19 protein-coding genes are annotated in these 23,703 nt (G+C 59.1%); 7 read left to right on the top strand and 12 right to left on the bottom strand.

The window, feature by feature from the left end; genetic code table 11:
- Positions 1-23: 23 nt before the first annotated feature.
- The 8 genes from KF767_02570 to KF767_02535 form a co-directional block, all read right to left on the bottom strand.
- The gene (locus KF767_02570) at positions 24-1,421 is read right to left on the bottom strand and encodes a UDP-N-acetylmuramate--L-alanine ligase (protein ID MBX3016747.1); all 1,398 of its coding nucleotides are present in this window, start codon (positions 1,419-1,421) and stop codon (positions 24-26) included.
- Between the two features lie 8 nt (positions 1,422-1,429).
- Positions 1,430-2,521, bottom strand: coding sequence for an undecaprenyldiphospho-muramoylpentapeptide beta-N-acetylglucosaminyltransferase (murG, locus tag KF767_02565; protein MBX3016746.1), 1,092 nt, complete (start codon positions 2,519-2,521; stop codon positions 1,430-1,432).
- 48 nt (positions 2,522-2,569) lie between these two features.
- The gene (ftsW, locus tag KF767_02560; protein ID MBX3016745.1) at positions 2,570-3,634 is read right to left on the bottom strand and encodes a putative lipid II flippase FtsW; all 1,065 of its coding nucleotides are present in this window, start codon (positions 3,632-3,634) and stop codon (positions 2,570-2,572) included.
- 54 nt (positions 3,635-3,688) lie between these two features.
- Positions 3,689-4,306: a hypothetical protein gene (locus KF767_02555; protein MBX3016744.1), complete on the bottom strand. Its 618-nt coding sequence runs from the start codon at positions 4,304-4,306 to the stop codon at positions 3,689-3,691.
- A 65-nt stretch (positions 4,307-4,371) separates the two neighbouring features.
- Positions 4,372-5,760: a UDP-N-acetylmuramoyl-L-alanine--D-glutamate ligase gene (gene murD, locus KF767_02550; GenBank protein ID MBX3016743.1), complete on the bottom strand. Its 1,389-nt coding sequence runs from the start codon at positions 5,758-5,760 to the stop codon at positions 4,372-4,374.
- A 4-nt stretch (positions 5,761-5,764) separates the two neighbouring features.
- Positions 5,765-6,841: a phospho-N-acetylmuramoyl-pentapeptide-transferase gene (gene mraY, locus KF767_02545; protein MBX3016742.1), complete on the bottom strand. Its 1,077-nt coding sequence runs from the start codon at positions 6,839-6,841 to the stop codon at positions 5,765-5,767.
- 11 nt (positions 6,842-6,852) lie between these two features.
- Positions 6,853-8,316 carry a UDP-N-acetylmuramoyl-tripeptide--D-alanyl-D-alanine ligase gene (locus KF767_02540; protein MBX3016741.1) on the bottom strand — a complete coding sequence of 488 codons (1,464 nt, stop codon included), beginning with the start codon at positions 8,314-8,316 and terminating at the stop codon, positions 6,853-6,855.
- Between the two features lie 3 nt (positions 8,317-8,319).
- Entirely contained in the window at positions 8,320-9,981 is a 1,662-nt protein-coding gene (locus tag KF767_02535; protein ID MBX3016740.1) for a UDP-N-acetylmuramoyl-L-alanyl-D-glutamate--2,6-diaminopimelate ligase, read from the bottom strand.
- A 50-nt stretch (positions 9,982-10,031) separates the two neighbouring features.
- On the opposite strand from KF767_02535, the gene KF767_02530 reads away from it, so the two are divergent.
- The 3 genes from KF767_02530 (at position 10,032) to KF767_02520 (ending at position 12,696) form a co-directional block, all read left to right on the top strand.
- Positions 10,032-10,742 carry a serine esterase gene (locus tag KF767_02530; GenBank protein MBX3016739.1) on the top strand — a complete coding sequence of 237 codons (711 nt, stop codon included), beginning with the start codon at positions 10,032-10,034 and terminating at the stop codon, positions 10,740-10,742.
- Positions 10,743-10,886: 144 nt separating this feature from the next.
- The gene (locus tag KF767_02525; protein ID MBX3016738.1) at positions 10,887-11,693 is read left to right on the top strand and encodes a hypothetical protein; all 807 of its coding nucleotides are present in this window, start codon (positions 10,887-10,889) and stop codon (positions 11,691-11,693) included.
- A gap of 310 nt (positions 11,694-12,003) precedes the next feature.
- Positions 12,004-12,696 (top strand): hypothetical protein, encoded by a 693-nt coding sequence (locus KF767_02520; GenBank protein ID MBX3016737.1) that lies wholly within the window; start codon positions 12,004-12,006, stop codon positions 12,694-12,696.
- 44 nt (positions 12,697-12,740) lie between these two features.
- Here KF767_02520 and KF767_02515 read toward each other — a convergent pair whose 3' ends face one another.
- Genes KF767_02515 through rsmH form a run of 3 tightly spaced genes read right to left on the bottom strand, consistent with a single transcriptional unit; the run spans position 12,741 to position 16,226 of the window.
- Complete coding sequence (locus KF767_02515) at positions 12,741-14,852, bottom strand: cell division protein (GenBank protein ID MBX3016736.1); 2,112 nt, start codon at positions 14,850-14,852, stop codon at positions 12,741-12,743.
- On the bottom strand, positions 14,849-15,289 hold the full coding sequence (locus KF767_02510) for a hypothetical protein (GenBank protein ID MBX3016735.1): 441 nt from the start codon (positions 15,287-15,289) through the stop codon (positions 14,849-14,851). The genes KF767_02515 and KF767_02510 overlap by 4 nt, the downstream gene beginning before the upstream one ends.
- On the bottom strand, positions 15,240-16,226 hold the full coding sequence (rsmH, locus tag KF767_02505) for a 16S rRNA (cytosine(1402)-N(4))-methyltransferase RsmH (protein MBX3016734.1): 987 nt from the start codon (positions 16,224-16,226) through the stop codon (positions 15,240-15,242). The genes KF767_02510 and rsmH overlap by 50 nt, the downstream gene beginning before the upstream one ends.
- Before the next feature lie 85 nt (positions 16,227-16,311).
- On the opposite strand from rsmH, the gene KF767_02500 reads away from it, so the two are divergent.
- The 4 genes from KF767_02500 to KF767_02485 all read left to right on the top strand — a co-directional run bounded on the left by KF767_02500 (position 16,312) and on the right by KF767_02485 (position 20,661).
- On the top strand, positions 16,312-17,397 hold the full coding sequence (locus KF767_02500) for a hypothetical protein (GenBank protein ID MBX3016733.1): 1,086 nt from the start codon (positions 16,312-16,314) through the stop codon (positions 17,395-17,397).
- A 67-nt stretch (positions 17,398-17,464) separates the two neighbouring features.
- On the top strand, positions 17,465-17,992 hold the full coding sequence (hpt, locus tag KF767_02495; protein ID MBX3016732.1) for a hypoxanthine phosphoribosyltransferase: 528 nt from the start codon (positions 17,465-17,467) through the stop codon (positions 17,990-17,992).
- A 126-nt stretch (positions 17,993-18,118) separates the two neighbouring features.
- Positions 18,119-19,261 carry a hypothetical protein gene (locus tag KF767_02490; GenBank protein ID MBX3016731.1) on the top strand — a complete coding sequence of 381 codons (1,143 nt, stop codon included), beginning with the start codon at positions 18,119-18,121 and terminating at the stop codon, positions 19,259-19,261.
- 176 nt (positions 19,262-19,437) lie between these two features.
- Positions 19,438-20,661 (top strand): zinc carboxypeptidase, encoded by a 1,224-nt coding sequence (locus tag KF767_02485; protein ID MBX3016730.1) that lies wholly within the window; start codon positions 19,438-19,440, stop codon positions 20,659-20,661.
- 30 nt (positions 20,662-20,691) lie between these two features.
- Here KF767_02485 and KF767_02480 read toward each other — a convergent pair whose 3' ends face one another.
- A complete protein-coding gene (locus KF767_02480) occupies positions 20,692-23,703 on the bottom strand; it encodes a hypothetical protein (GenBank protein MBX3016729.1) in 3,012 nt (1,003 codons plus the stop codon).

Here is a 23,703-nt window from a genome sequence, read left to right as displayed (position 1 = left end):
CAAGAATTATGTATCGAGAGGGGCTATTTCAGCAGATCGAGGACCTGCATCCCCGTCTTCCAGATATCGCCCGCGCCCAAGGTGACAAGCACGTCGCCGTCCTTGAGCTGGGCGCGCACTTTGGCCGCCAGCTGATCGTCTTTCGCGAGGTACAACTTCGAATTGTGTTTGGCCTCGGCGACCAAACGTTCACCGGTGATGCCATCGATGGGTTTTTCGCCGGCGGCGTAGATGTCGGTCAGAATGACGTGATCGGCCTGGCTGAAACAGTTCGTGAAGTCATGCCAGCACAGCTGCGTGCGCGAGTACCGATGCGGCTGGAAAAGCGCCACCACGCGATTGTCGGGGAAGCGCTCGCGGAAGCCCTGCAGGGTCGCGCGCACCTCGGTCGGATGGTGTCCGTAATCGTCGTACACTTTGATGTTCTTCGCTTCGCCTTTGAGTTGAAAACGGCGATCGACGCCTTGAAAGTTCGCGAGCCCTTTTTGGCAGATCGCGAAGGGAATGCCGGCCGCGAGTCCCGCCAAGAGCGACGCCGTCGCGTTCAAAGCATTATGTTGCCCGGGCACTTTCACTTCAAAATCCCCGAGAAGCTTGTCTTCCGTTTGCGCAAGATCGCCGGCGAGCTTTTTCTTCTGGAAGAGCTTGTAGCGCCCCTTGCCGCCCTCGATGCGGTACTCGTTCTTCGCGTCGAAGCCGTAGTACTTCACGCGTTTCGGGAAGTTTTCGAAGACCCTGCGCACTTGCGGATCGTCCCCGCACGCGATCAGCGAACCGTAGAACGGCACCTTCAAACCGAAGGCCGTGAACGACTGCTGCAGGTTCTCGAAGCTTTTGTAGTAGTCCAGGTGATCCGAGTCGATGTTGGTCACGACCGCGATCTCGGGTTGCAGCTTGTGGAAGCTGCCGTCGCTCTCGTCCGCTTCGGCGATCAACCATTCACCGTCCCCGAGCAGCGCCGTCGACTGAATCAGATCCAAACGTCCGCCGACGACGATCGTGGGACGCGCTTGTGCCTCTAAGAAAATCGCCGCGGTCATCGCCGTCGTCGTGGTTTTCCCGTGCGTGCCCGCCAGCGCGATTCCGCGTTTCAAGCGCATCATTTCGGCCAAAGCTTCCGCGCGCGGAATGAGCGGGATGCCACGCGCGCGCGCGGCCGCGACTTCGGGATTCTCCATCGAGACGGCGCTGGAATAGACGACGACATCCACGGCGCCCAGATTCTCGGCCGCATGTCCCTTCATGACTTTGACGCCCATCGCTTTCAAGCGATCGGTGTTGGCATTCTCTCCCAGATCGGAGCCGGTCACTTGCGCGCCCATATTGTGCAGAAGCTCCGCTAACCCACACATCCCGATTCCGCCGATCCCGACGAAGTGAAATTTGGACTTCCAGAGTTGGTGGCTGGCGGTGGAATTCATGGGACTCCTTAAGGCGTTTCGAAATCCATCAAAGTGCGCGCGATCTGATGTGCGGCCTTGGGTTCGAAAAATTCGACGACGTTTTCGGCCATTTGTTTACGCCGAGCGGGGTCGCCTTTCAACGATTCAATCTCGAGTTTCAATCGTTCCGGAGTCAGCTCACTTTGGCGCAGCAGCACGACGGCATTTTTAGCCGCCAGGGCCTCGGCGTTCTTCTCTTGATGAGCTTCCGCCCCCGGCAGCGGAATCAGGATCGCGGGCTTCCCGAAGGCCGCGATCTCCGCCACGGTCGACGCCCCCGCGCGCGCGATCACCAGATCGGCCCATGCGTAGCGTTCAGGCATATCCTTCAGAAATTCCATGGGACGAAGCCAGGCGCCCTGCTTCTTGTAACGCTCTTGAAACTGCGTCCAATCGGTCGAGCCGATTTGGTGCACGACTTCCAGATCCAGTTGCTCGCCCCAGTTTTCCAGAACCTGCGCCAGCGCCTGATTCACGGCGCGCGCGCCCATACTGCCGCCGAAACAAAGGACATGAAGTTTAGCGCGCTCCGGGGCGGCCAGCCCCGAAGAAAGCGCGGCTTTCGTCATCGCGTAACCGGCTTCGATCTCGGCCCGCACGGGCATCCCCAAACGTTGCACGTGTTTGGCCTTCAACTGAGGACGCGCCTCTTCGAAAACAACGAAGGCCCGATCCACGAACTTCGACAGCCACTTGTTCGCTTTTCCGGGATAGGCATTCGCCTCCCAGAGCGCGGTCTTGAAGCCCATCAACGAAGCGATCAGCACGAAGGGGCCCGAAGCGTAACCGCCAACGCCGAGAACCGCTTGCGGTGGGTGACGCAACAACAGACGTGCTGCCTTCAGAAATCCGAAAGGCATCTTAAGCAAAGTTTTGAGTTTTTCGAAATAACGTCCCGGCATATTGAGTTTGCCGCCCGGAAGCAGAAACAACTCATAACCCGCGGCGGGCACCAATTTCGTTTCGAGCCCTTGCGACGTGCCGACGAAATAAATTTTGCAGCCGGGATCCATCTCTTGCAGGGCTTTGGCGATGGCGATGCCGGGAAAAACGTGGCCCCCGGTGCCTCCGCCAGCGATAAAATAACAGCGTTGCGAATCCTTCACTTGATCCTTTACGTCGACGGCCTAGCCATGACGACTGCTGAGGTTCGCCTGACGTTCCAAATTCAAAAGCAGGCCGAACAAGATTCCCATCGCGACCAGCGACGAGCCACCGTAGCTCATGAACGGCAGGGTCAACCCCTTCGTGGGTAAAAGCCCCAGCGCGACGCCGACGTTGATGAACACGTTCATCGCGAACAAGGTCGTCAGACCCGTCGCGAGCGAACGGATGAAATTATCTTCGCTGCGGGCCGCGATCCGCAAGCCGCGGAAAATCAAAAATGCGTACAAAGACATCACGATGAAAAATCCCACGAAGCCGGTCTCTTCACCCAGCACCGCGAGCGTGAAATCCGTGTGCGCCTCGGGTAGGAAGAAAAGTTTCCCCTGTCCTTGCCCCAAACCGACACCGGTCGCGCCCCCGCTCGAAAAACTCAGCAGCGACTGGATGACCTGAAAGCCCGCTTGTTCGGGATCCGACCACGGATCCAGAAAGCTCATCACCCGCGCCCGGCGGTAGGGAACGGCCATGACCAAAAAGTAAAATGCCGGCAGGGCCGTCGCCAAACCCGCAAAGATGTAGCGCCACTTCAATCCGAAAACGAAAAGAAAGGCCATCATCACGAAAGTCATCAGTGTGAAGCTGCCGAAATCCGGCTGCAGCAGCAACAGCGCGAACGGCGCGAACAGACTCACCAGCAAAAATCCCAGCGGCATCCGCGCCATGCCCGTCAGCGGACGAATGCACAACGTCGCCAGAAAGAGCGGCAGCAGAACTTTCAGGAACTCTGAAGGCTCCAGGCGAAATCCGAGCGGCATCGCCAGCCAACGGTGCGCACCCCCGACCCGCACGCCCAAGCCCGGGATCAGCGTCAACGCGACCCCGGCCGCAGCGACCAGCCACATCGTCCAGCCCCACTTCCGCAGCAGCTCAAAGTTCACGCGCGCGAAGAACAGCATCGTCAGAAAGGACAGCAGCACGAAGAAGGCCTGCTTCTGAAAGAACAGAAGCCCGTTCCCGAAGGACTCGGTCGCGTAGATGTAGCTTGAGCTGTAAACTTGCACGAGCCCCATGCCCAGCAGGGTCATCACGGTCAGAAAAAGCGGGCTTTGCGCGATCGAATCGGATCTTTCCGTTCTCAATCACTCACCCGCTTCGGGATCGGCTTCGAACTGGATTCCGCTTTGGTTCGGCTTGCGCAGTTCGGTTTTGGTCTCCGTCTTCGCTTCGGCTTTGGCTTCCGCTTTGGCCTCGGTCGTGGTGGTGGTGACCGTCTTTGCGGGGGCCGCCGCCGGTGCCGCGGCCGCACCGGTCGGCGCCGCAACGGGCGCCGCTTTGTTCGGCGTCACGCGCACGTTAGTTTTCGGCACGGGCGTGGGGGTCGGTGCCAGCGAAGCCGAAACGTCCTCGGTCTTCGGGCTGACCTTGATCGACTCACGACTGGAGGGAAGCGGCGGCAAAGTGTCCGGCTTCGGTCCTTTGACCGCACAACAGAACATGACGCCGTTGATTTCCGAGGGACTGCGGTAAGAGGTGATGCTGAAGTCTTTGTCCGCGTCGCACTTCGCGCCCATGGCGATGTTCACGGCGACGTCGATGTCGGGGTTCGCGTCCCCGTTCATGAATTCACAGTACAAACCGGAACTCTTCACGACACGGTCACGAACTTCTTGGCGTTGCTTCAGCTCGGCGCTCGAGCAGGCGGAAAGGACGAAAGGGAGCGCGAGCAGAACGGGCGCGAGGCCCAGGCGTTGCTTCATGTTTCCTCCTTGAAACACGAGGGTCCCGATCCCCGGAACCCTCGACGAAGCGACGGAATTGCGGATCAGGAGAACTTACGAACGATCTCTTTAAAATAGTCGCCGCGCTCTTCAAAGCTGTCAAACATATCGAAACTCGGGCAACCGGGCGACAGCAGCACGATATCGCCGATCCTCGACTTTTGGTAAGCGATCAAAACCGCCTCTTCGAACGTCCCGATCAGGAAGGTCTCGCAGTAGTCCCCAAGGTCACGATTGATGCGTTCTTTCGCTTCCCCGACCAAGATCAAGGTTTTGACCTTCCGGCGGATCATGTTCCGTAGCGCCTCGAAGCTGAGGTTCGTTTCTTTCCCGCCCGCGATCAAGATGACGTTTTCGTCAAACGAGTCGAGCGCGCGCAAAACCGCGTGCACGTTCGTCGCCTTCGAATCGTTGAAGAACAAAACGCCGCCCACTTTACGGACGTATTCCAAACGGTGCGCCAGCCCACGGAAACTGTCGATCACGCGCTGAACCGCTTCGTGAGTCGCGCCATGCTCGCGCGCCGCCAGGATCGCCGCCATCATGTTTTCGATGGAGTGCTTTCCGCGCAGTTTCAGGTTTTGGATGTTGTAGTACTCTTTCTCGGGCCCGGTGCGCACGACGATCTGCGAGCCCATGTTCACGGCACCGCCGATGTTCATGATCTGCGGCTCGAGCGCTTGCTTGCGCGAGAAGTAGAAGATCTTACCGCGTTGAACCGCGGGATCGCGCGCGAGCTCGACGACCGCGTTGTCGTCCGCGTTCAGGATCGAAGTCGTCCCGATGTTCACGTTACGGAAAACGCGACGTTTCGCGTTCACGTAGTCTTCCATCGAACGGTAACGATCCAGGTGATTCTCGGCCAAGTTCATGAACAGGATGTTCGTGGGATTGAAGGTCTCGCAGGTTTCGAGCATGTAGCTCGAAACCTCGGCGATCACGACCTGCGCTTTTTCCTTCTGGCGTAGATAATCGACCAGCGGCGTTCCCAGCGAACCGCCGAGCCACGCATTGATCCCCGACTCGGAAATCATCGCCTGGATCAGCTTCGCGCTCGTGGTCTTCCCGTTCGTTCCGGTGACCGCGATCATCGGCTCTTTCACGAACTGCGACGAGAACTCGAACTCACCGGTGATCTTGATGCCTTGCGAACGCGCGTATTCGAAGATTTTCAGCGTCGAAGGAACGCCGGGGCTCAGGATGACCAGATCCTGCTGCAAGAAAGTCTTGGGTTGGTGTCCGCCCAAGTCGAACTTGATCGGCAAGTCGCCCATCTGTTCGAGCTGCGCGGCGAGCTCGGGCTTGGATTTGTGATCCGTGATCGTGACCTGCGCGCCGTGCTCGACCAAAAAGTGCGCGAGCGACGCGCCCGTCTTTCCCAAGCCGACGACCAGAATACGTTTATCCTTCAATTCACTCACATCTTGAAACATTCGCTTACCTCAATTTCAGCGTACTGAGACTCAAAACCGCGAGCAGGATACTGATGATCCAGAAGCGCACGATGATTTTCGTCTCGGTCAGCCCTTTTAGTTCGAAATGGTGGTGGATCGGCGCCATCTTGAAGACGCGCTTACCGGTCAGTTTGAACGAGATCACCTGCGTGATCACCGACAACGCCTCGACGACGAAAACGCCGCCCAGCAGGATCATCAGCAGTTCGTTCTGCGTGATGACCGCCATGATACCCAAAAAGCCGCCCAGCGAAAGGCTGCCGACATCGCCCATGAAGACTTGGGCCGGATAGGTGTTGAACCACAAGAAGCCCAGCCCCGCGGCCACGATCGTCGCCGCGACCGGCGCCAGCTCACCCGCGCCCGAGATGACCGGGATTTGCAGGTAATTCGCGATGCCCACGTGACCCGCGAGGTACGCGAAAAGCCCCAGCGTCGTCGCCGCGATCATCACCGGCACGATCGCCAGGCCATCCAGCCCGTCCGTCAAATTCACGGCATTCGCCGTACCCACGACCACCAAGGAGCCGAAAACGAAATACATCGGACCGAGCTCGATCGCGATGTTCTTGAAGAACGGCAAATGAATCGCCGTCGGCAGACCGTAGTAATGATTGAGCAGCAGAATCACTCCACCCGAAATCAAGAACTCCAAAGCCAGGCGCAGCTTCCCCGAAAGTCCCTTGGTGTTTTTCTTGGACACTTTCAGCCAATCGTCGACGTAACCGATCGCCCCGAAACCCCACGTCACCAAAAGCACACCCCAGACGAGCGGGCTCAACATATCGGCCCAAAGAAGACAGGGGATCAGCGTCGACAACAAGATGAGCCCGCCCCCCATGGTCGGCGTGCCCGCTTTTTTCTTGTGCGTTTGCGGACCGTCTTCACGAATCGTCTGTCCGATTTGAAAATCACGCAGGCGATTGATGAAATAGGGGCCCCAGATCCAACACAGCAAAAAACCCGTGAAGAAGCTGATGAACGTACGAACGGTGATGTAGCGGAAGACGTTGAAAGCAGAGACCTCGTCGGCCATGGAATACAGAAGCTGATACAACATGATGAAGTGCTCTAGCCTTTCGCGTGGAAGTCGTGAGGTTCCAAAAGCAGAACGAATTGCTCTGATTTCATGCCCCGAGAGGCTTTGACGGCCACAAGATCTTTGGGGTTTAGCATAGACGCCATTCGGAGCGCAAGTTCTTCTTTATAACTATCTGATATTATTGTGTTTTTTAACATCTCTGCCGAAGGGTTTTCGGCCTCCACGCCGCGCTGAAAATGCGCGCTCGACGGGCCATAGAAGTAAACCCCCGAAAGCTTCGCGCGCGCGGTCCGCCGCCCCAGCTCGAAATGAGCTTCTTCCGCCGAGGTGCCGAGCTCGCGCATTTCGGCGAGCACCGCGAACGTCTTGCCGCCCGCCGAAGCCCGCTGCACCGCGGGCGTCGCGAGGCTTTCCAGCATCGCGTACATGCTTTCGGGATTCGCGTTGTAACCGTCGAACAAAATCCCCGTGCCCTTCGCCGCGCGCAAAAGCTGCATACGACCCCAGTGCGGTTTGCAAAGCTCCAAATTCTTCCACAGCTTCACGGGTGCGACGCCCAGCGCGTACGCCACTCCCGCCGCCGCCGCAAGATTCGTCACGTTGTGATCGCCAAGCAAAGTCGTCTCGGCGCGACCTTCGACGTCGCCGATCCGCCCGCGCACGGCCAAACCCCGAGCGCTCGCTTGGTCGTCGCGGACCAGCACCACGTCCACGGATTTTTTCGCAAGCGCCGTCTCTTGATTCGAAAAGTGCAGGATCTTCGCGACGGGAAACTCCGTCGGCGCGCGTTCGCCCATCTTGCGGGTCCAGACGTTGTCGTCGTTATACACACGCACCGTCCGCGCGGGCGAAGCCAGATAAATTTCCTCTTTCGCCGCCGCGATTTTTTCGTTCGAGCCGAAGTGTTCGATGTGCGCCGAACCCACCATCGTGCACACGACCACGTCGGGCTCCGCGATCCGGCACAGCTCGGTCAGTTCGCCCGCGTGGTTCATCCCCATCTCGGCGATCACGACCTCCGCATCGTCGGGAGTCTGCAGCAGGTTGAACGGCAGCCCGAAGTGATTGTTGAAGCTTCCCGGGTTCCAGTGAACCTTCATCTCGGGTTTCAGGATCGAAGCCAGAAACTCCTTCGTCGAAGTCTTCCCATTCGACCCCGTAATGCCGACCACTTTCGCCTTGAACCCGCGACGAACTTCCCGCGCGTAGTTTTGCAGGGCCTTCAGAGTATCGTCGACGAGGATCACGTGCGCATTCAGCGCCGTCGTCGGTTCACGGTCGACGACCACCGCCGCCGCGCCCTGCGCGACCGCTTGCACGAGGAAATCGTGCGCGTCGAAGCTTTCCCCCTTCAGCGCCCAGAACACTTGTCCCGTCAGGTCCTTGCGGGTATCGGTGCCGATGCCCGTGAAGTTCTCGGGAAGACCGGGCGCGGTCTTCAGCACGCGGCCCGGGCATTTCGCGGCAAGTTCCTGCAGGCTGGTCGCGCGCATGACTTATCCTTTCAACACGTCCGCAGCGATGGCCACGTCCGAAAAGGGGCGTTTCTCGCCCTGAATCTCTTGGTAATCTTCATGACCTTTGCCCGCGATCAAAACGACATCGCCGGGACGGGCCGCGCGAATGATGTGACCGATGGCCTTGGCGCGATCGAGGTCTTCATGCACCCTGTCCGCCGGCATCTCCGGAATGCCCGCACGGATCTCGCGCAAGATCTGCGCGGGATCTTCGCCGCGCGGATTATCCGAGGTGATCCAGATCTCGTCACTCAAGCGCGCCGCGATCTGCGCCATCTGCGGACGCTTCCCTTTGTCACGGTCACCGCCACAACCGAAGAGCGTCAGGATGCGCGGCGGGTGCTCCGAAGACGCGCCAGCACCTTTCTGAAGGGATGCTCGAATCTCATTGAGCGTCCGCAGAACGTTTTCGAGCGCGTCGGGCGTGTGCGCGTAGTCGACGAAAATATAACGATCCAAACGGTCCGGCACACGCTGCAAACGCCCCGGGATGCCACCGAAGTTTTTCAACGCCAGCAAAGACCGATCGGGCGAGAGCCCCGCCGCAGTCACGGCGGCGATCGCGCCAACGGCGTTGTACAAGTTGTGTTTGCCGATCAGCGGCAGTTCGCCCTCGAAATCACCCAACGGAGTATGCAGCATGAATCGCTGTCCGGCGAAATCCTGCGCGAGCACCTCGAATCGGAAATCGGCATCTTTGTTCTGCCCGATCGTGAAAAGCCCCGCCCGACCGCTGATCCGCAAACGCCGGCCCCACGCATCGTCCGTGTTCACCACCGCGAACAAAGGCACCTTCTGCGACGACCACAGAAGCTCGGTGAACAAACGCTCTTTCGCCTTGAAATACGCCTCTTCGGTTTGGTGATAGTCGAGGTGGTCACGGGTCAGATTTGTGAACAAAACGATGTTGAACTGCACGCCGTCCGCGCGATGCTGATCCAGCGCGTGGCTCGAAACCTCCATCGCGATCGCCTGCGCGCCCAGCTCTTTCATTTCGTTCAGGCGCGACTGTAAGCGCACGGGATCGGGCGTGGTGTGCGTGCTTTCCCAAACTTTTTCACCGAGGTGGTGGTTGATCGTGCCAAGAACTCCGGTTGGCATCTTCGCGAACGTGAGTAAATGCTCCAAAAGGTAGACGCTACTGGTTTTGCCATTTGTCCCCGTCACACCGAAGCAGAGAAGCCGGTGACTGGGGTCGTAGAACAAACGCCGCGCGAGCACATCCAACGCCAAGCGCGTGTCGGGCACCAGCACGACCGGCGGATCGGCGGGGCTGATTTGCAGTTTTCCAGAACGCACGAGCTCTTGGACGCGCGATTCTTCCGCGACAACCGCCGCCGCCGCGCCCGACGCCAAAACTTGCGCCAGGTAGTCGTGCCCATCGACCTTGGTTCCACGCACCGCCACAAAGACGCTCCGGCCGCCGCGCTCGCCGGGGGCGCCGGTCGGCGCGCCGAAGTGGATGGCGTCGACGATTTTCACGTCACGCGAGTCGGCGGTGACGTGCGCGACCTCGGCTTGCAGAGCCTCGGCGGAAGGGGCCGCCCAAAAACAAAGTCCCTCGGTTCCCGGAGCCGTGGAAGCGGCGCCCACGCGGTTTTTCGGATCCTTCAGCACTCCCACTAGCGACAGCAAATTCATGCCGTCGATTCTGTTGACTGTGTCAGGCAAATGCAAGCATTCTGCCGCCCATGAATCAACGTTACGGCCGCTTCAAATACGTCGAAGAATGGGTGTCTCCGAATCCCGCAGAATCGGGCGAAATGTTCGACAATCCCGATCTGACGGTTTTCCTGTTTCACGGCTACGGCGCCGACTGCGAAGATTTGCGCTCACTGGCCGAAGTCATTCGACCCGGCGCACGCACGCACTTCATTTTCCCGAATGGCCCGCTGTCCGTCCCGATTGGTCCCGGCTGGTCGGGATCGGCGTGGTGGCCGATCGATTTCTCGCGCTTCGAACGTCCCGACGATCTCTCGTGGACCGAAGCCATGCCCGCGGAACTGCCGAAACTGCGCGAAGAACTTCTGGGCTGGATTTCGCGCGTCGAGCCGGATTGGAACAAGGTCGTCATCGGCGGCTTCAGCCAAGGCTCGATGCTCTCACTCGATTTGTTCTTGAACGCGCCGAAAATACCGCGCGGCCTCGTGCTCCTTTCCAGCGCTTTGATCAATAAAGCCGAGTGGACCGAAAAAGCGAAAGCGCGCGCGCAAGACGGCGCGCCCCGGTTCTTCCAAAGCCACGGGCAACGGGATCAAGTGCTGCCGTTCAAAGTCGCTTCCCAGCTCGAGACCCTGCTCATCCAAGCGGGCTGGAAGGGATCGCTCTTCAGTTTCCCCGGTGCGCACGAGATTCCGATGAACGTCATCGAGCGCGTAAATCAGTACCTCAAGTCTTTGTAAACGAGCTGCTGTCAGCGTAAGCATTTCGCTCCCCCCCGTTTTCGGGGGTCGAGTTTCTTGGGGTCCAGTCCCACACTTTTCATCTCGATTTTTCTCGTGCGCGAATTAGCATCGAGTATCCAACAGAAATCCAAGGAGGATTTTTTGAAACGCACGACCGCGCTGATGCTCACCCTGTGCTTCGCCCTGGCAACCCCCGCATTCGGACAATCGAAGAACAAAGTTCGCAAAGGGAAGTCGACCCCCAAAGTCGAACAAACTCCCCGTACCGAATCGCTCGACTCGAATCAAACTTCGCCTACCGGCGCGGACGCTCCGAACACCGCGGATCCTTTGACTTCGACTCCGGCCGAGCCGCTCCCTCCGATGGACACTCCCCCCGCGCCCCCGATGGACGCCGACACGGCGAAAAGCGGCAAGAACCACATCGGTGCGAACGTACAACTGGGAATTCCGCGTCTGGCGGGATTGGGCTTGAACTTCGTCACTTTGAACGAGCGCCTGAGCTTCGAACTCGCGGGCGGATCGGCCAGCATGTCGTCGGACAACGTGAAGGTGAACTTCAGCAGCTTCGACTTGGCCGCACGTTATCACGTCTTCGGCGGCGCCTTCTTCCTCGGCGCGGCGTTGGGACAACAAACCCTCTCGGGTGAAGGAACCGACACCGTCCAAGCGCAAAACGTGACGGTGAAAATCGACATCAAGACGATGTACCTGACGCCCCAGTTGGGCTGGATGGCCGGCAAAGCGGACGGCGGCTTCTTCTTCGAAACCGTTCTGGGCTTCCAGAATCCGATGTCGACCACGGTCGATTTCAGCTCCAACGCTCCGGGCGCGGTCCAAAACGATCCCGAATATGTTGATCTCGATCGCAAGGTTCGCGACGATGGTAAAAAAATCGGCGAAATCGGGATGCCCCTGTTCGCGATCAAAATCGGTTATCTGTTCTAAGACTCCGGTTTGAAATCTTTCAAGGGCCGCCGATACGAATCGGGGCCCTTTTTGTTTCGTTACAATGATCGACGAGGCCGGATCGAAACTGGGGCGCACCCCGCTCCCCCTTCTGGCATTGAAAGTCGGTTGGCTCTTCTAACCTGAATTCTTCGCCGCGTTCTTTCGGACACACCGGGATTCCCGCGCCCTTTTGCGCCCCGAACGGGCCCGCCCCCGTCCCATAAATCCCGAAAGTTGAGGGCGTGCTTCTTGAAGTTCCTCGAGCGTCTGGTTTGGTTCCAGCACGTAACGACCTTCAGGAGGTTCCATGAAATCCACCCTCATTCTTTTGTCCGCCTTCGCTTTCGCGGCGCCCGCACTGGCGCAAACGACCACGGAGACAACCACCACAACGACCGAGACGACGACCTCGCCCTCGGCACAACTGCCGAGCGATCCCGCACCGATCCCCGTCGACGCCAAAAGCTGGCGCGATAACTCGTACGGAATCAACGCCGGGCTCGGCGTGCCTCGTCTGGGCAACTTCGGCCTGACCTATTTGTCCTCGAACCACACCCTGAGCGCCGAGCTGGGCGGTGGCTACTTGGATGCGAAGTCAGGCTCGACCCAACTGCGCGCTTCCAACGTCGAAGCGGCCCTGCGCTATCACTTGTGGAATGATTCGTTCTTCGTCGGCGCGGCGATCGGCGATCAGAAGCTGAAAGGCGAAAGCTCGGGCGACGTGAACGGTCAACAAGTGGCCGGCACCGTCGACATCAAAACCACCTACGTCACCCCGCAAATCGGTTGGCTGTGGGGCGGTTGGGACAAAGGTTTCTTCACGCAGCTGAATTTGGGATGGCAACACCCCTTGAATTCGAGAGTGGATTACACGACGACCGCCGCGAACACGGCGACTCCCGAATACCAAGACTTCGAGCGTGACGTCCGCGACGCCGCTAAGAAAATCGGTGAAGACGGTCTTCCCGCCGTCATGATCAAAATCGGTTGGCTTTGGTAATCGCGAACACGTCACCGCAAGGCGCCCTCCGGGGCGCCTTTTTTTTAGAAACTGGTGCGGATCGCGGGCTGAAACGTCGCCTCGCGGTAGTAATCCGGTGGCACTGACTTTTCGGCCTTAAGGTAAGGCTTCAGCTGGATGATCAAGCGACGTTTATTCTGCCAGTCTTCACCCGATTTGGGCCACGTCTGGTGAACCACGCCCGAGCCCTGCACCCGCACGTCGACGTCCTGTCCACGTAACGACTCCATCACTTCACGCAACGTCAGATTTTGAAAATTCGGGACCTTCACGTCCGCCGAGCCGCGCAGCTGTTCCACCGCGCTCGATGCGAGCGGATCCGAGAACTTGCGACGAGTTTTGAAACTGCCCAAGGGATCGTTCGTCGGCGCGCGCGCGAGCGAGGGGCGGTTCGGGATCATGTTCTTTTCCTGCATGAGCACGGGCGCCCAGCCTTCCAATCGCGAAATAAATGTCGCCATCCGCGAAAACACGGGCGCCGCGACCTGCGAACCGTAATACGAGCGGTTCTTCGGATGATCGACGACGATGTAGATGACGTACTTCGGATCGTTTGCCGGCAAGAAGCCCGCGAAACTCGAAATGTAAGCGCCGGTCATGTATCCACGCCCGCCGGGAGCCACCTTCTGCGCGGTGCCGGTCTTACCCGCGACCGGGAAACCTTCAACTCGCGCATTCAACCCCGTCCCCCCGCTGCCCGTCACGCCCGCCAGAAGCAGTCGCATCGCCTGCGATGTTTCGGGGCGGATGACGACCCGGGCCTCTTCACGCTGGCAGAAGATTTTCGTGGAGTCCTTTTTACCCTCGCACAAAGAAACCATGCGATCCGCGCCGGATTCGCGTTGTCCACGCACCAGCGTGGGCTCGCGCCAGATACCGCCATTCGCGATCGTCGCGTAAGCCGCGGCGACCTGAAGCGGAGTCGCGGTCATGCCCTGACCGAACGAAACGTTACTCAGCAAGTGATCGCGCCAAGGCAACGGCAAAAGAGCGCCGCGCGCCTCGCCGGGAAGTTCGATGCCCGATTTGCGACCGAAACCGAACTGCTCCATATATTTACGTAAACGCTTATCCCCCAGATCGAGGGCGATCTTCGTCGTACCGACGTTCGACGAATAGGCGAGAACTTCACTCACCGTGAGCGACTGCCAGCGGTGTTTCTCATCGGCTTCACGAATCCAGCGGTCACCGACCTTCATGCGTCCGTTTTCCGTGTTGATCCGCGTATTGGGTTGAATCAATCCCTCTTCAAGCGCCGCCGCAACGGCGAGCGCTTTGATGACCGAGCCGGGTTCGAAAGTGTCGGTGACGCTGCGATTGCGGCGCTTTTCGACGTTGGTTTTCAACGCGCGATTCGCGTCGAAGCCGGGCGACATTCCCATCGCGACGACTTCGCCGGTTTGCGGTTCTAAGATCACACCGAAGGCTTGGTCCGCGTCGAAATCCATCGTGACGTTGTCGAGCTCTTTTTCCAGTTCGTGCTGAATTTCCGAATCGATGGTCAGGAAGACCTCACTGCCTTCCGGCGACTGAATGAACATCTTCCCGTCAACCGTCAACGGACGGCCTCGCGCGTCCCGCCGCACGGTCACCTTCTTCCGTTCACCGCTCAGGATCGGATCCAGGCTCAGCTCAAGTCCCTCAAGGCCCTTCCCCTCCATACCGATCGCGCCCAAGATCGGCGCCAGGAGTTTCTCATTCGGGTAGATTCGGCGTGATTCCTCGATGAACGAAAGCCCCTTCAAATTCAGGGCTTCGATCTTCGCCACGACGTCGGAGTCCAATTTGCGCCCCAGCCACATGAAGCGGCGGCTTTTGTTGCGCAAACGTTTTTCCAAATCCTTGGCGTTCATTTTGATCAGTGGTGCGAGCGAGCGCGCCGCGCGACGGGGCTCGGTGACTTCCGCGGGATCGGCGAACAGCGATTTCGCGGGAATCGACACCGCGAGCTCGCGGCCTTTGCGATCGAAAATCGTGCCGCGACGGGGCTCCAACTTGATCGTGGTTTGAAATAAACGATCGTAACGGGTTTCGAGTTGCTCGTGTGGCAGGAACTGCAGACGTGCCGCCCGCAACATCAGAAAACTCCAAAGACACGCGAAGCCGACGAACAGCAGAACGATGCGTGATTTCAAGGCCGTGCGCCCTCTTTATTTTGAGTCAGTGCCGAGATTTTGAATTCACGAACTTGCGCTTTCGCTTTCACCTTCGCGGTGCGCGCGGATTTGCGCACTTCGGGCAGCGTCGGCGGATCATCGGGTTGACCGGCATCGTTCAGGTAAATGACTTGATGGCTTTGCGCGCGCTTCAACGTCAAACGGTTCAGCGCCATGTTTTCAAGTTTTTCCAAACGCGTCGCCTGCGCCAAACGGATTTCAAGGGCGCGGCGCTCATCGACTTTCGCTTTGTAAGCGCGGCTCATTTTCAGGATGGAGTATCCCAGTCGGCGCTCTTCCATTTGCAGGAAGACAAGCCCCAGCAACGTCGCGATGACGATCGCGATGCTGAGTACGGGCTTCAGTTCATTCCACTCGAGTTGGGCCTTTTCGATCCATTGCCAAATCCGCGGCATCCGTGACTCCATCCTGGCGTTCAAGCAAATGGCTTTCGGCCATCTGCCGTTCAAAGACGCGCAACTTCGCACTGCGCGACCGGGGATTGCGAAGTTCCTCTTCGCGCGTCGGGACGATGACTTTTTTGTTCACCGGCCGGCCAATCTCGGTGGCTCCCCTTAGAATATTCTTTACGATTCTATCCTCGAGCGAATGGAAGGTTAATACCGCCAAGCGCCCACCCGGCCTTAAGCCGGTTAAAAGTCGAGGTAGATTGTCTTCCAAACCCTGAAGTTCGTTGTTCACGAGAATCCGCAGCGCCATGAAGTAGGGCGTCGCCGGATGAAATCCCTTGCGTCGCCAACCTTCCACCCGCTCGATCAGCTTCGACAGGTCGAAAGTCGAGGTGAAAGGCTTCTCTTTGCGCGCACGCACGATTTCGTTCACGACGCGCGAAGGTTTGAAAATCTCTCCGTATTCCTTGAACACCTTGTACAGCTCGGCATCGCTCCACGTATTTACGAAATCGGCCGCCGTGGGACCCGCGTCCGGATTCATTCTCATGTCGAGCGGACCATCGTAATAGAAGCTGAATCCGCGCTGCGGCTGATCGAGTTGCGGTGAACTGACGCCCAGATCGAGCAGCATCATGTCGAACTCCCCGAGCGTTGCCGGATCGAACTCGTGGAAGGTTCCGCGCACCAGCGTCAGCCGCCCTTGCGCGATTTCAGGGGCGAGCGCATTTTCGACGAATTTGATCGCCGAGGGGTCCTGGTCGAGACCGACGGCACGAACTTGCGGCATGTTCTCGAGGATCGCCCGCAAATGCCCGCCCCGTCCGAGAGTCCCATCAAAATAGCGTAAGGGTTCACCCCGCTCTTTCAACGGCGCGAAGGCGTCGATGATCTCTTGGAGCATGACAGGAATGTGGATTTCCGAGGGGATTTCAGCGGACATGGACCCGCATTTACTTCCAGTCTTTATGACACGGTCAACCATTTAACCTTGAAGCGGTCTTGTTCCCTCGTGCTAAGATGTAGAAATGTTAGTGAATTGCCCCAAGTGCGGCTTTTCCCAACCCCAGGATCAGTACTGCGCGAAGTGCGGCGTGGACATGCAGGCGTTTAAGCCGAAGCCCCCGCCCATGAGCACGCGCATGCTGGCGAGCCCGGTCATCGTCATCGGTCTCGTGTTCGCGCTCGTTTTCGCGGGCTCGCTTTACATCATTCGCGAGCAGCGCCGCCAAGAAGTCACCCGGCGCATGGATTATCTGAAAAACGGCCCCCTCTACGCCGAATCTCTTCAACCCGCAAGCGCCCGCGATTCCGCCAGCGCCGAAGACATTCCGGAAGAAGTCGCCGAAAGTACACCGCCGCCGCCCGCGATGGCCGCGCAAGCGGTGACCGCCGTGGCCGCCTCATCCACCACCGCACCCGCCGCTCGGCAGATGATCGGGAACGAAGCCGACCTGTCCTCGCTCGGAGGCGCCGCCCCCACCGGGGACACCGAGGCCGCCGCCCGCGCCCGCCCCGTCGACATGAACGTGCACTACGCCCTCGCCCCGCGGGCGCGTCTACTCCAGCTCGTGGAGGTCAGCCGCGCCGAGAGCAACTTTGTCGACTTCGGCGAATTCCAAATGGGAACTCTGCGCGGCGTGAAGAACATGCTGGGCCGGCTCGACGTGATCGAAAACGTCCGCAAACGTTTCGACTCCCCGAACGGCGATCAGATGTGGTTCGTGGGCGCGCGCAACACCGATGCGCCGCTGGGACTGACGACCCGCTTGTCGCTTCGTGGCAGCGACAACGGTCTTTTACGGGGCGAAATCGAAATTCTGCGCAGCCTGCACGAGTCGCCCGAATTCAGCCAGGGCATCGTGCAAAAGGCTTTCGGCCCCGCCGAGTTCGCCATTCCTCCGCAGGCGGGCCTCCTGATCGTTCTGAATCTGCCGCGCGTACCCCAATACGACGAAACGGCGATGACGCCGACCCAATTTCTGCGCATTTTCCGCATGCCCGACTTCAAACAGCGGCAATCGGATTTCGTCATGCTTGTCGACTTCGAATCGGGCGCCGAGTCAGGCCGCCCGGGGACGCCTGCGCCCCCCGCCCCACCCGCCGGTCGCTAACGCGGGTTCCAGGGCTTGACCGTCCCCTTGGCTCTCGGGCAGTTTGGGAGTTCACAGTGGGGGCCGCATGCAAAACCTGAAAATCTCTCCGTACATCAGTGCCGAAAAAATCCAGGCGAAAATCAGCGAGCTGGGCGAAGCCCTCACTAAAAAATTCGACGGCAAAGATGTCGTCGCGGTCTGCGTGCTCAAAGGCTCGTTCATGTTCTACTCGGATCTGATCCGTAAGATTCGCACCGATGTGACCTGTGAGTTTTTCGGAGTTTCGAGCTACACCGGCACGAGCTCTTCGGGTGAAGTGAAAGTGACCTTGGATCTGACCCATCCCATCGAGGGCAAACACGTTCTGCTCGTCGAAGACATCGTCGACACGGGCCTGACCATGAACTACCTGAAGTCGACTCTCGGTGCGCGTAAGCCCGCTTCGCTCACGACCGTCACGCTCTTGGAAAAACCCGACGCTTTGAAAGTCCCCTGCGAAGTGGATTTCGTCGGCTTCAAAATCCCCAACGACTTCGTCGTCGGCTACGGCCTGGACTACCAAGGCCAATACCGCAACCTGCCTTACATCGCGCAAGTCCAAGACCTCCAGTAGGTCTTGGACTCATTCACAACTCAAGGCCTCCAGTAGGTCTTGGGGTCTTCCGTCCTGCGACTCAGGTCCCGTTTCGTCATCACCGGTCTCCCCGGTTTTTCGTCGTCATGAGATTCTGAAGTTCCTGTGAAGAAACTCCCGTCGGTCCTCTGGGCCGCACCCTTCTTGATTTTCCTGCTGCTGGGCGCGAGTCCCGCCTCTGCGCAGCTTCCCGAAATCGGTGACGAGATCCCGATGTTCGAAGGCGAGGGTGAGCCTGCTCAGCCTCCGCAGGCCCCCACGCCGCCCGCCGCGGTGGCGACGCCGAGCGAACCCGAACCCGAGGCTGCGCCCGAAGCCGACGCGCCCGCCCCCGCCCCCGCAACGAACGCCGCCGAAACTCCCCCTCCCACCGAAGCTCCGTTGACGGAAGAGGCTCCGCCACGGCCAGCCGCGCCGAAACCCAAGCCACGGACGAAGCCCAAGGCCGCAAGCGAAGAGGCCAACGGCGTGAGCCACGACACCGGGATCGCCGTCGTAAACCAAGACAAGAAAAAGCGGCGCAAGATTTCGGCGGGTTTCACCATGGGTCATCTCATGACCCCGGCCGTATCGACGCTCGAAAAGGGCGAGACGACATTCGGCACGATGGTGGTCGGCGTCGGTCTGTCGGACCGCTACACGGTCGCGGTTAGTCCGTGGCTCTTGGGCTTTTACAACATGAACAACCTGAGCCTGCGCTTTCAAGCGGATCCGCAGAAAGCGGAAAGCTGGGGTTTTCAGGCGAGCTACTTCAAAGACAATCCCGAAATCGGCAAGCTCTATAAGATGGAGGCGGGATCGCTTTGGCTGAACTACCGATCACGGGTCAGCCGTTTTCACCGGATCCACTGGTCCCTCAACTATATGCACTTCATGAACATGGACGTGCCGTTCTCGCTGAAGCGCTGGAGCTTCAACGACAGCGAGCCGCAAGGACAACTGAGCTTCACGACGCTGCAAGAAATCGCGACGACCCCGCACACGCGCGTGGCGCTGGAGTTCGGCGCGATCGGTCTTAACTATCGCTATCCGAATTATCACTTCGGAGCGTCAACGGCCTACCGCTTCGAAGGCGGTTACATTCAGTTCGGTTTGTCGGCGACGGGCTACTTCACGAACATCACGCGTTCCGCCTACAATCAGGTGTACAACGAGTACATGAAGAAAGATCCGAAGCTTGATTTCACTGCGGTTTACAAAAACTCCGTCGCGGTTCACCCGGAAATCCAACTGCAACTCTTCTTCTAAAAACCGCGACCCGAGCGGCGCTCACGCCTAGACCAATGTCGGGCCCGCCTACTGGACCATCGTCGCGGTCATAACGAAAGCGAATAACTGTCGTCACATCATTCGATTTCCCGCACGCGCGTCGTCCGACTAGCGTCACGGACAAAGACATCAAGTGAATTCCTATGGAGGGGATCATGAAACGGCAGCCATGGTTGGCCATCTTCGTTCTATTTCTCGCATTGGGCACCGCGGTTCCCGGAGCGATTTCGGAAGATCAAACGCAGTACTGGGTGAAAGTGGAAGCGAAAGACGCGTTCGCACGTTCGCTCATCGCGGACACAGGCGCTTCGATCGAAAGCGTGTTCGAGGACTACGTTCTCGCGTTCGCGTCGAAAGAAACCTTACGCGATCTGGAAAGCGGACATAAAGTCGTTTCGGCGATTCCGGCTTTGCGCGCGTTCGATTTTCCGCAGGCCGATCAGGCCTTCCATAACTACTTCGAACTCGAGGACAAACTCTTCAACCTGGCGTCGCAATACCCCGCGATTTCAAAGCTCGAGCCGATGGGTCAGACGACTGAGGGCCGTGCGATCTGGAAGATGCGCATCAGCGGCGACATGCAAACCGCCTCGGAACGCCCGGGCATTTTCTTTGTCGGCGGTCACCACGCACGCGAGCATTTGAGCGTGGAACTTCCGCTGATGTTGATCGAACATCTGTTGAAGTCGTACACTGCGGGTGACGCGCGCATCAAAGCGCTCGTCGACTCACGTGACATCCACATCGCGCCAGCGCTGAACGCCGACGGGTTGGAGTTCGACATCGCGACCGGCAAATACCAGTACTGGCGCAAAAACCGCCGCGACAACCGCGACCGCACTTACGGCGTCGATCTGAATCGCAACTACGGCTTCCAGTGGGGCACGGGCGGCTCCTCGAAACGGACGAACGACGAAACCTACATGGGTCCCAATGCGTTCTCGGAACCCGAGACGCAAGCGGTGAAGAAATTCATCGAGGCGCAGCCGAACATCAACGTGGTGCTCAGCTACCATACGTTCTCGGAGCTGATTCTGTATCCGTGGGGCCACAAACGCGGCTCGATGGATAGCGTGGATCAACGCGTACACGAGACGATGGCGGGACAAATGGCGAAGTGGAACGGCTACAAGCCGCAAAGCTCGGCGGATCTTTATATCGCGAGCGGCGATCTGACGGATTGGACCTACGGCGCGCACAAAATCGTGTCGTTCACTTTCGAACTCGATCCCAAGGGTGGCTTCAGCCGCGACGGCTTCTACCCGGGCGCGGCCGTGATCCCCGCGGTCTTCCAGAAAAATCTGGAGCCCGCGCTGTACCTGATCGAATACAGCGACGACCCACGGCGGGTTCTGAAAAGTTCCGTTTACGAATTGTAAGTTGAACGAAGGCCCCGCACGGGGCCTTTTTTATTCGTACACGAAGCTGATGGAAACGATGTTCGCGGACACGGCCCCGGCTAGATTCTGCATTCGGATGGAAATCAAATCTTCCGCGGCGAACAACATCGTCCCGACTCCCTGGAAGTTACCCGCCGCGGCCCCCGCCGGAATGCCAACACCGATACCGTTCACCGTATTGTTACGAATCGTAACCGAGATGGCGCCGGTCCCAGGCTGCGCCGTGGAGGTGCGGACAAGAATCGCACGGATCGTTCCCGCTCGGGGGACGGGAACCTGAATTTCCGACGGAGACATCGACGACATTCCCGGCGCCGTATAGCAGGTCGTAGACGCGAGACATGTCGCGTTCGGGACGATGAAGATGACCGTGCCCGTCGCCACCGCGGCCGTCGTTTGCGTCGAACCATCGGGGAATTTAAATCCGCCCGAGTTTGAGTAGACCACGCCGGACACTTCGAGTTTCTCGCTGGGAACGGTGACGCCCAAACCCATGCTTCCCGCGACGTAGACGGGCGCGTTGGGCTGGTTCGAATAAATGGACCACTTGTTGGTGCCGTTCACGGAGCCGACGTAAATACCGTAGGCATTGGTCGCCCCGCCATCGATGAAGTCGAATCGTCCGGCCGCGGCCGTCGTCACCGTACTGCCACCCCGAATTTCGACGATCCCCAACAGCCCGTTCAGGTTCGAGACGCTCGAGCCCGAGGCGGACGCCGCGTGAAGCACGCCTCCGCCAATGTACTGAGAATTCGGAGATCCCGAGACGGTAAGTTTTCCGTAGGATCCTGAGAGGATTTGCGGCCCGCCCGTCCCCGAAAAGTTGAGCTCCGACGCCGTCGCGTTCGCGATACCCCCGCCACCACCGGGGGCCGTGTAATTCATGACATGAGTTTCCGTGTTTGCGGACAAAAGACCAAGATTCGTCGCCGTCACCGAACCGCCTCCGGCCGCCGGCGTTTGCCAACTCGCCTGCCCGTTGGCATCCGAGGTGAGAACCTTGCCCGCACCTTGATTGCCGTCGACAATCTTTAACGTTTGTCCCGAGAATCCCTGAACGCCGAGCTTCGCATCAACACCGGTATAACCGATCGACACCGAACCGTTCGTGATCCGCAGCGCTTCGTTCGTGACGTTCCGCCCACCCGTGAAGAACCGCATTTCATCGGACGAGATGAGATTGAGATTCGTGTTCTCGGACTCCAGAATTAAGTTCTGCCGCAGATGAGTCGCCGAATAACCTGAGCTCGCCGTCCAAAGTCTTCCCGCAAGGGTCACGTTGTTTTCGAAGTTGATTCCCGCCCGCGCCGCCAATCCGGTGCCGGGATTGCGAACTAAGATACTCGTGTCCGCGTTTTGCTGGCGCTCAACGAGCAAGATCGAAGGGTTCGAGACGTTCGTCGTTCCAATCGCCAAACGCCCGCCGAATTCATTCCGTGCCTGAGACGAAACTTGCATCAAACCGTATTCGTTCAACACCGAAGCACTCCCGGAATTGCCGTCAATCTGAATGCCGATCAGCGTCCCGATGACGCCCGAGCCCCGCTCGGGTGAAACCTGCAAGCCGATCGCGTAACCGATGGTGCCGGAATAACCGGTGGCCGATCCCGCCGAAGTCCGCAGTCCCGTCAAAAAATTGAAATTGCCGGCGGAGGGAGCTTCCACGACGGCCCGAGTCTCGGCCCCCATCTGCACGCCGCTCGCGACGACTCCCGAATTCGCTTGGGGCGAGACGTTAGCGAACAACCCACGGACGTTCGCGCTCCCGCTAGCCGAATACGTCGGAAACGCCGAGTAGGCCCCCGCGTTCTGATCGACGACGGGATTCGTCGTCAGGCGATTGGCGTAAAGCGAGGTCTCGTTGATGGGCATGGAGCTGTCCCCGACACCGACCCGCCCGTCCGCGTGCATGAATAGATTCGGCGTGCCCGCGGCCCCGGGATAAATCGCGAAGGGGTAAGTCGCATTCGAACCGAGCTCGGCGAGCGTGGCCCCCGCGCTGTTTTGGAATCGCAGCATACGTGAACTGACGTTAGCGACCTGCACGGTGACCGGTGGACCGTCACCGCGGACGTGCAAGGCCGTCCCGGGCGACGGCGTACCGACGCCCAAGTAAGCGTTGACGTTATTCCAATTCAGGTTCGCGGAAGCCCCGAGTGTACCGCCCGAATTGAATTGTAGATGTCCGGTCAGGCCCGCCGTGGCCGTGGCGGGCGGCGCACCGGCCACCCACTTCGTTCCATCCCACATGATGAACTGGTTGGCATCCCCCGCGCCCAAGGTTCCAAGCGAGGTCGCGTCGGCACCCGCCAAGTTTTCATTCGCGTAGTCACGACTGACGACGGAGCTTCCCAACGTACCGAAGCTCGACAGGCTCAGCGAAGAGACCGCCAACGTCCCGCTGGTCGCGAAGTCGCGCAAATTCGCCGAGTACGGAGAATCCAGAAGGGTCTCGACTTTCGCGCGCGTGATCTTACCGTCGCCGTTGTCGTAAACGAAGTTCGCGATGGGGTATCCCGCGAAGGCCATCGTGTCGAAGCTTTGTGCCGCCGGACTCGCCAGCTGTTCATCGACGACTTCCCACGTGGTGCCGTTGTTCAACGAAACGGAAATTTCGACGATCCGTTCGGGATTGGAGCTGGGAACGAAGCTCAAGCCGCCGCCCTGGCAACTGAGCGGCGTAATCTGCGTCAACGAAAGAATCGACCCCAAACCCGCCGCTTCGTACTCTGTGGGATCGACGGTATCCACGCCCGTCCGGATGACGACATTGAACTGCCCGTCACCGTCGGTGTGCACCTGATCGGCGGCCCCGGCCATCTGCTCGCGGCGGTAAAGAACGCAAGGCGATCCCGCGACCGTCACGCGAATGTCGGCGCGGACCGAAATCACGCCCGAAAAAGGATTTCCGTTTTGATCAAAAAGACGGCCGGCGTAATCCAAACGCGCGGCGGAGGATTGCGCGAACGCGCTCATCCCCCAGAGCAGTGATCCAATGGCCAGCATCCTTGTGGCAAACAT

Source organism: Pseudobdellovibrionaceae bacterium, from assembly GCA_019637875.1.
Lineage (GTDB): Bacteria > Bdellovibrionota > Bdellovibrionia > Bdellovibrionales > Bdellovibrionaceae > JAHBUW01.
The sequence above is the reverse complement of the archived record's forward strand: the minus strand, read 5'-3'. Positions and strand labels throughout refer to the sequence as shown.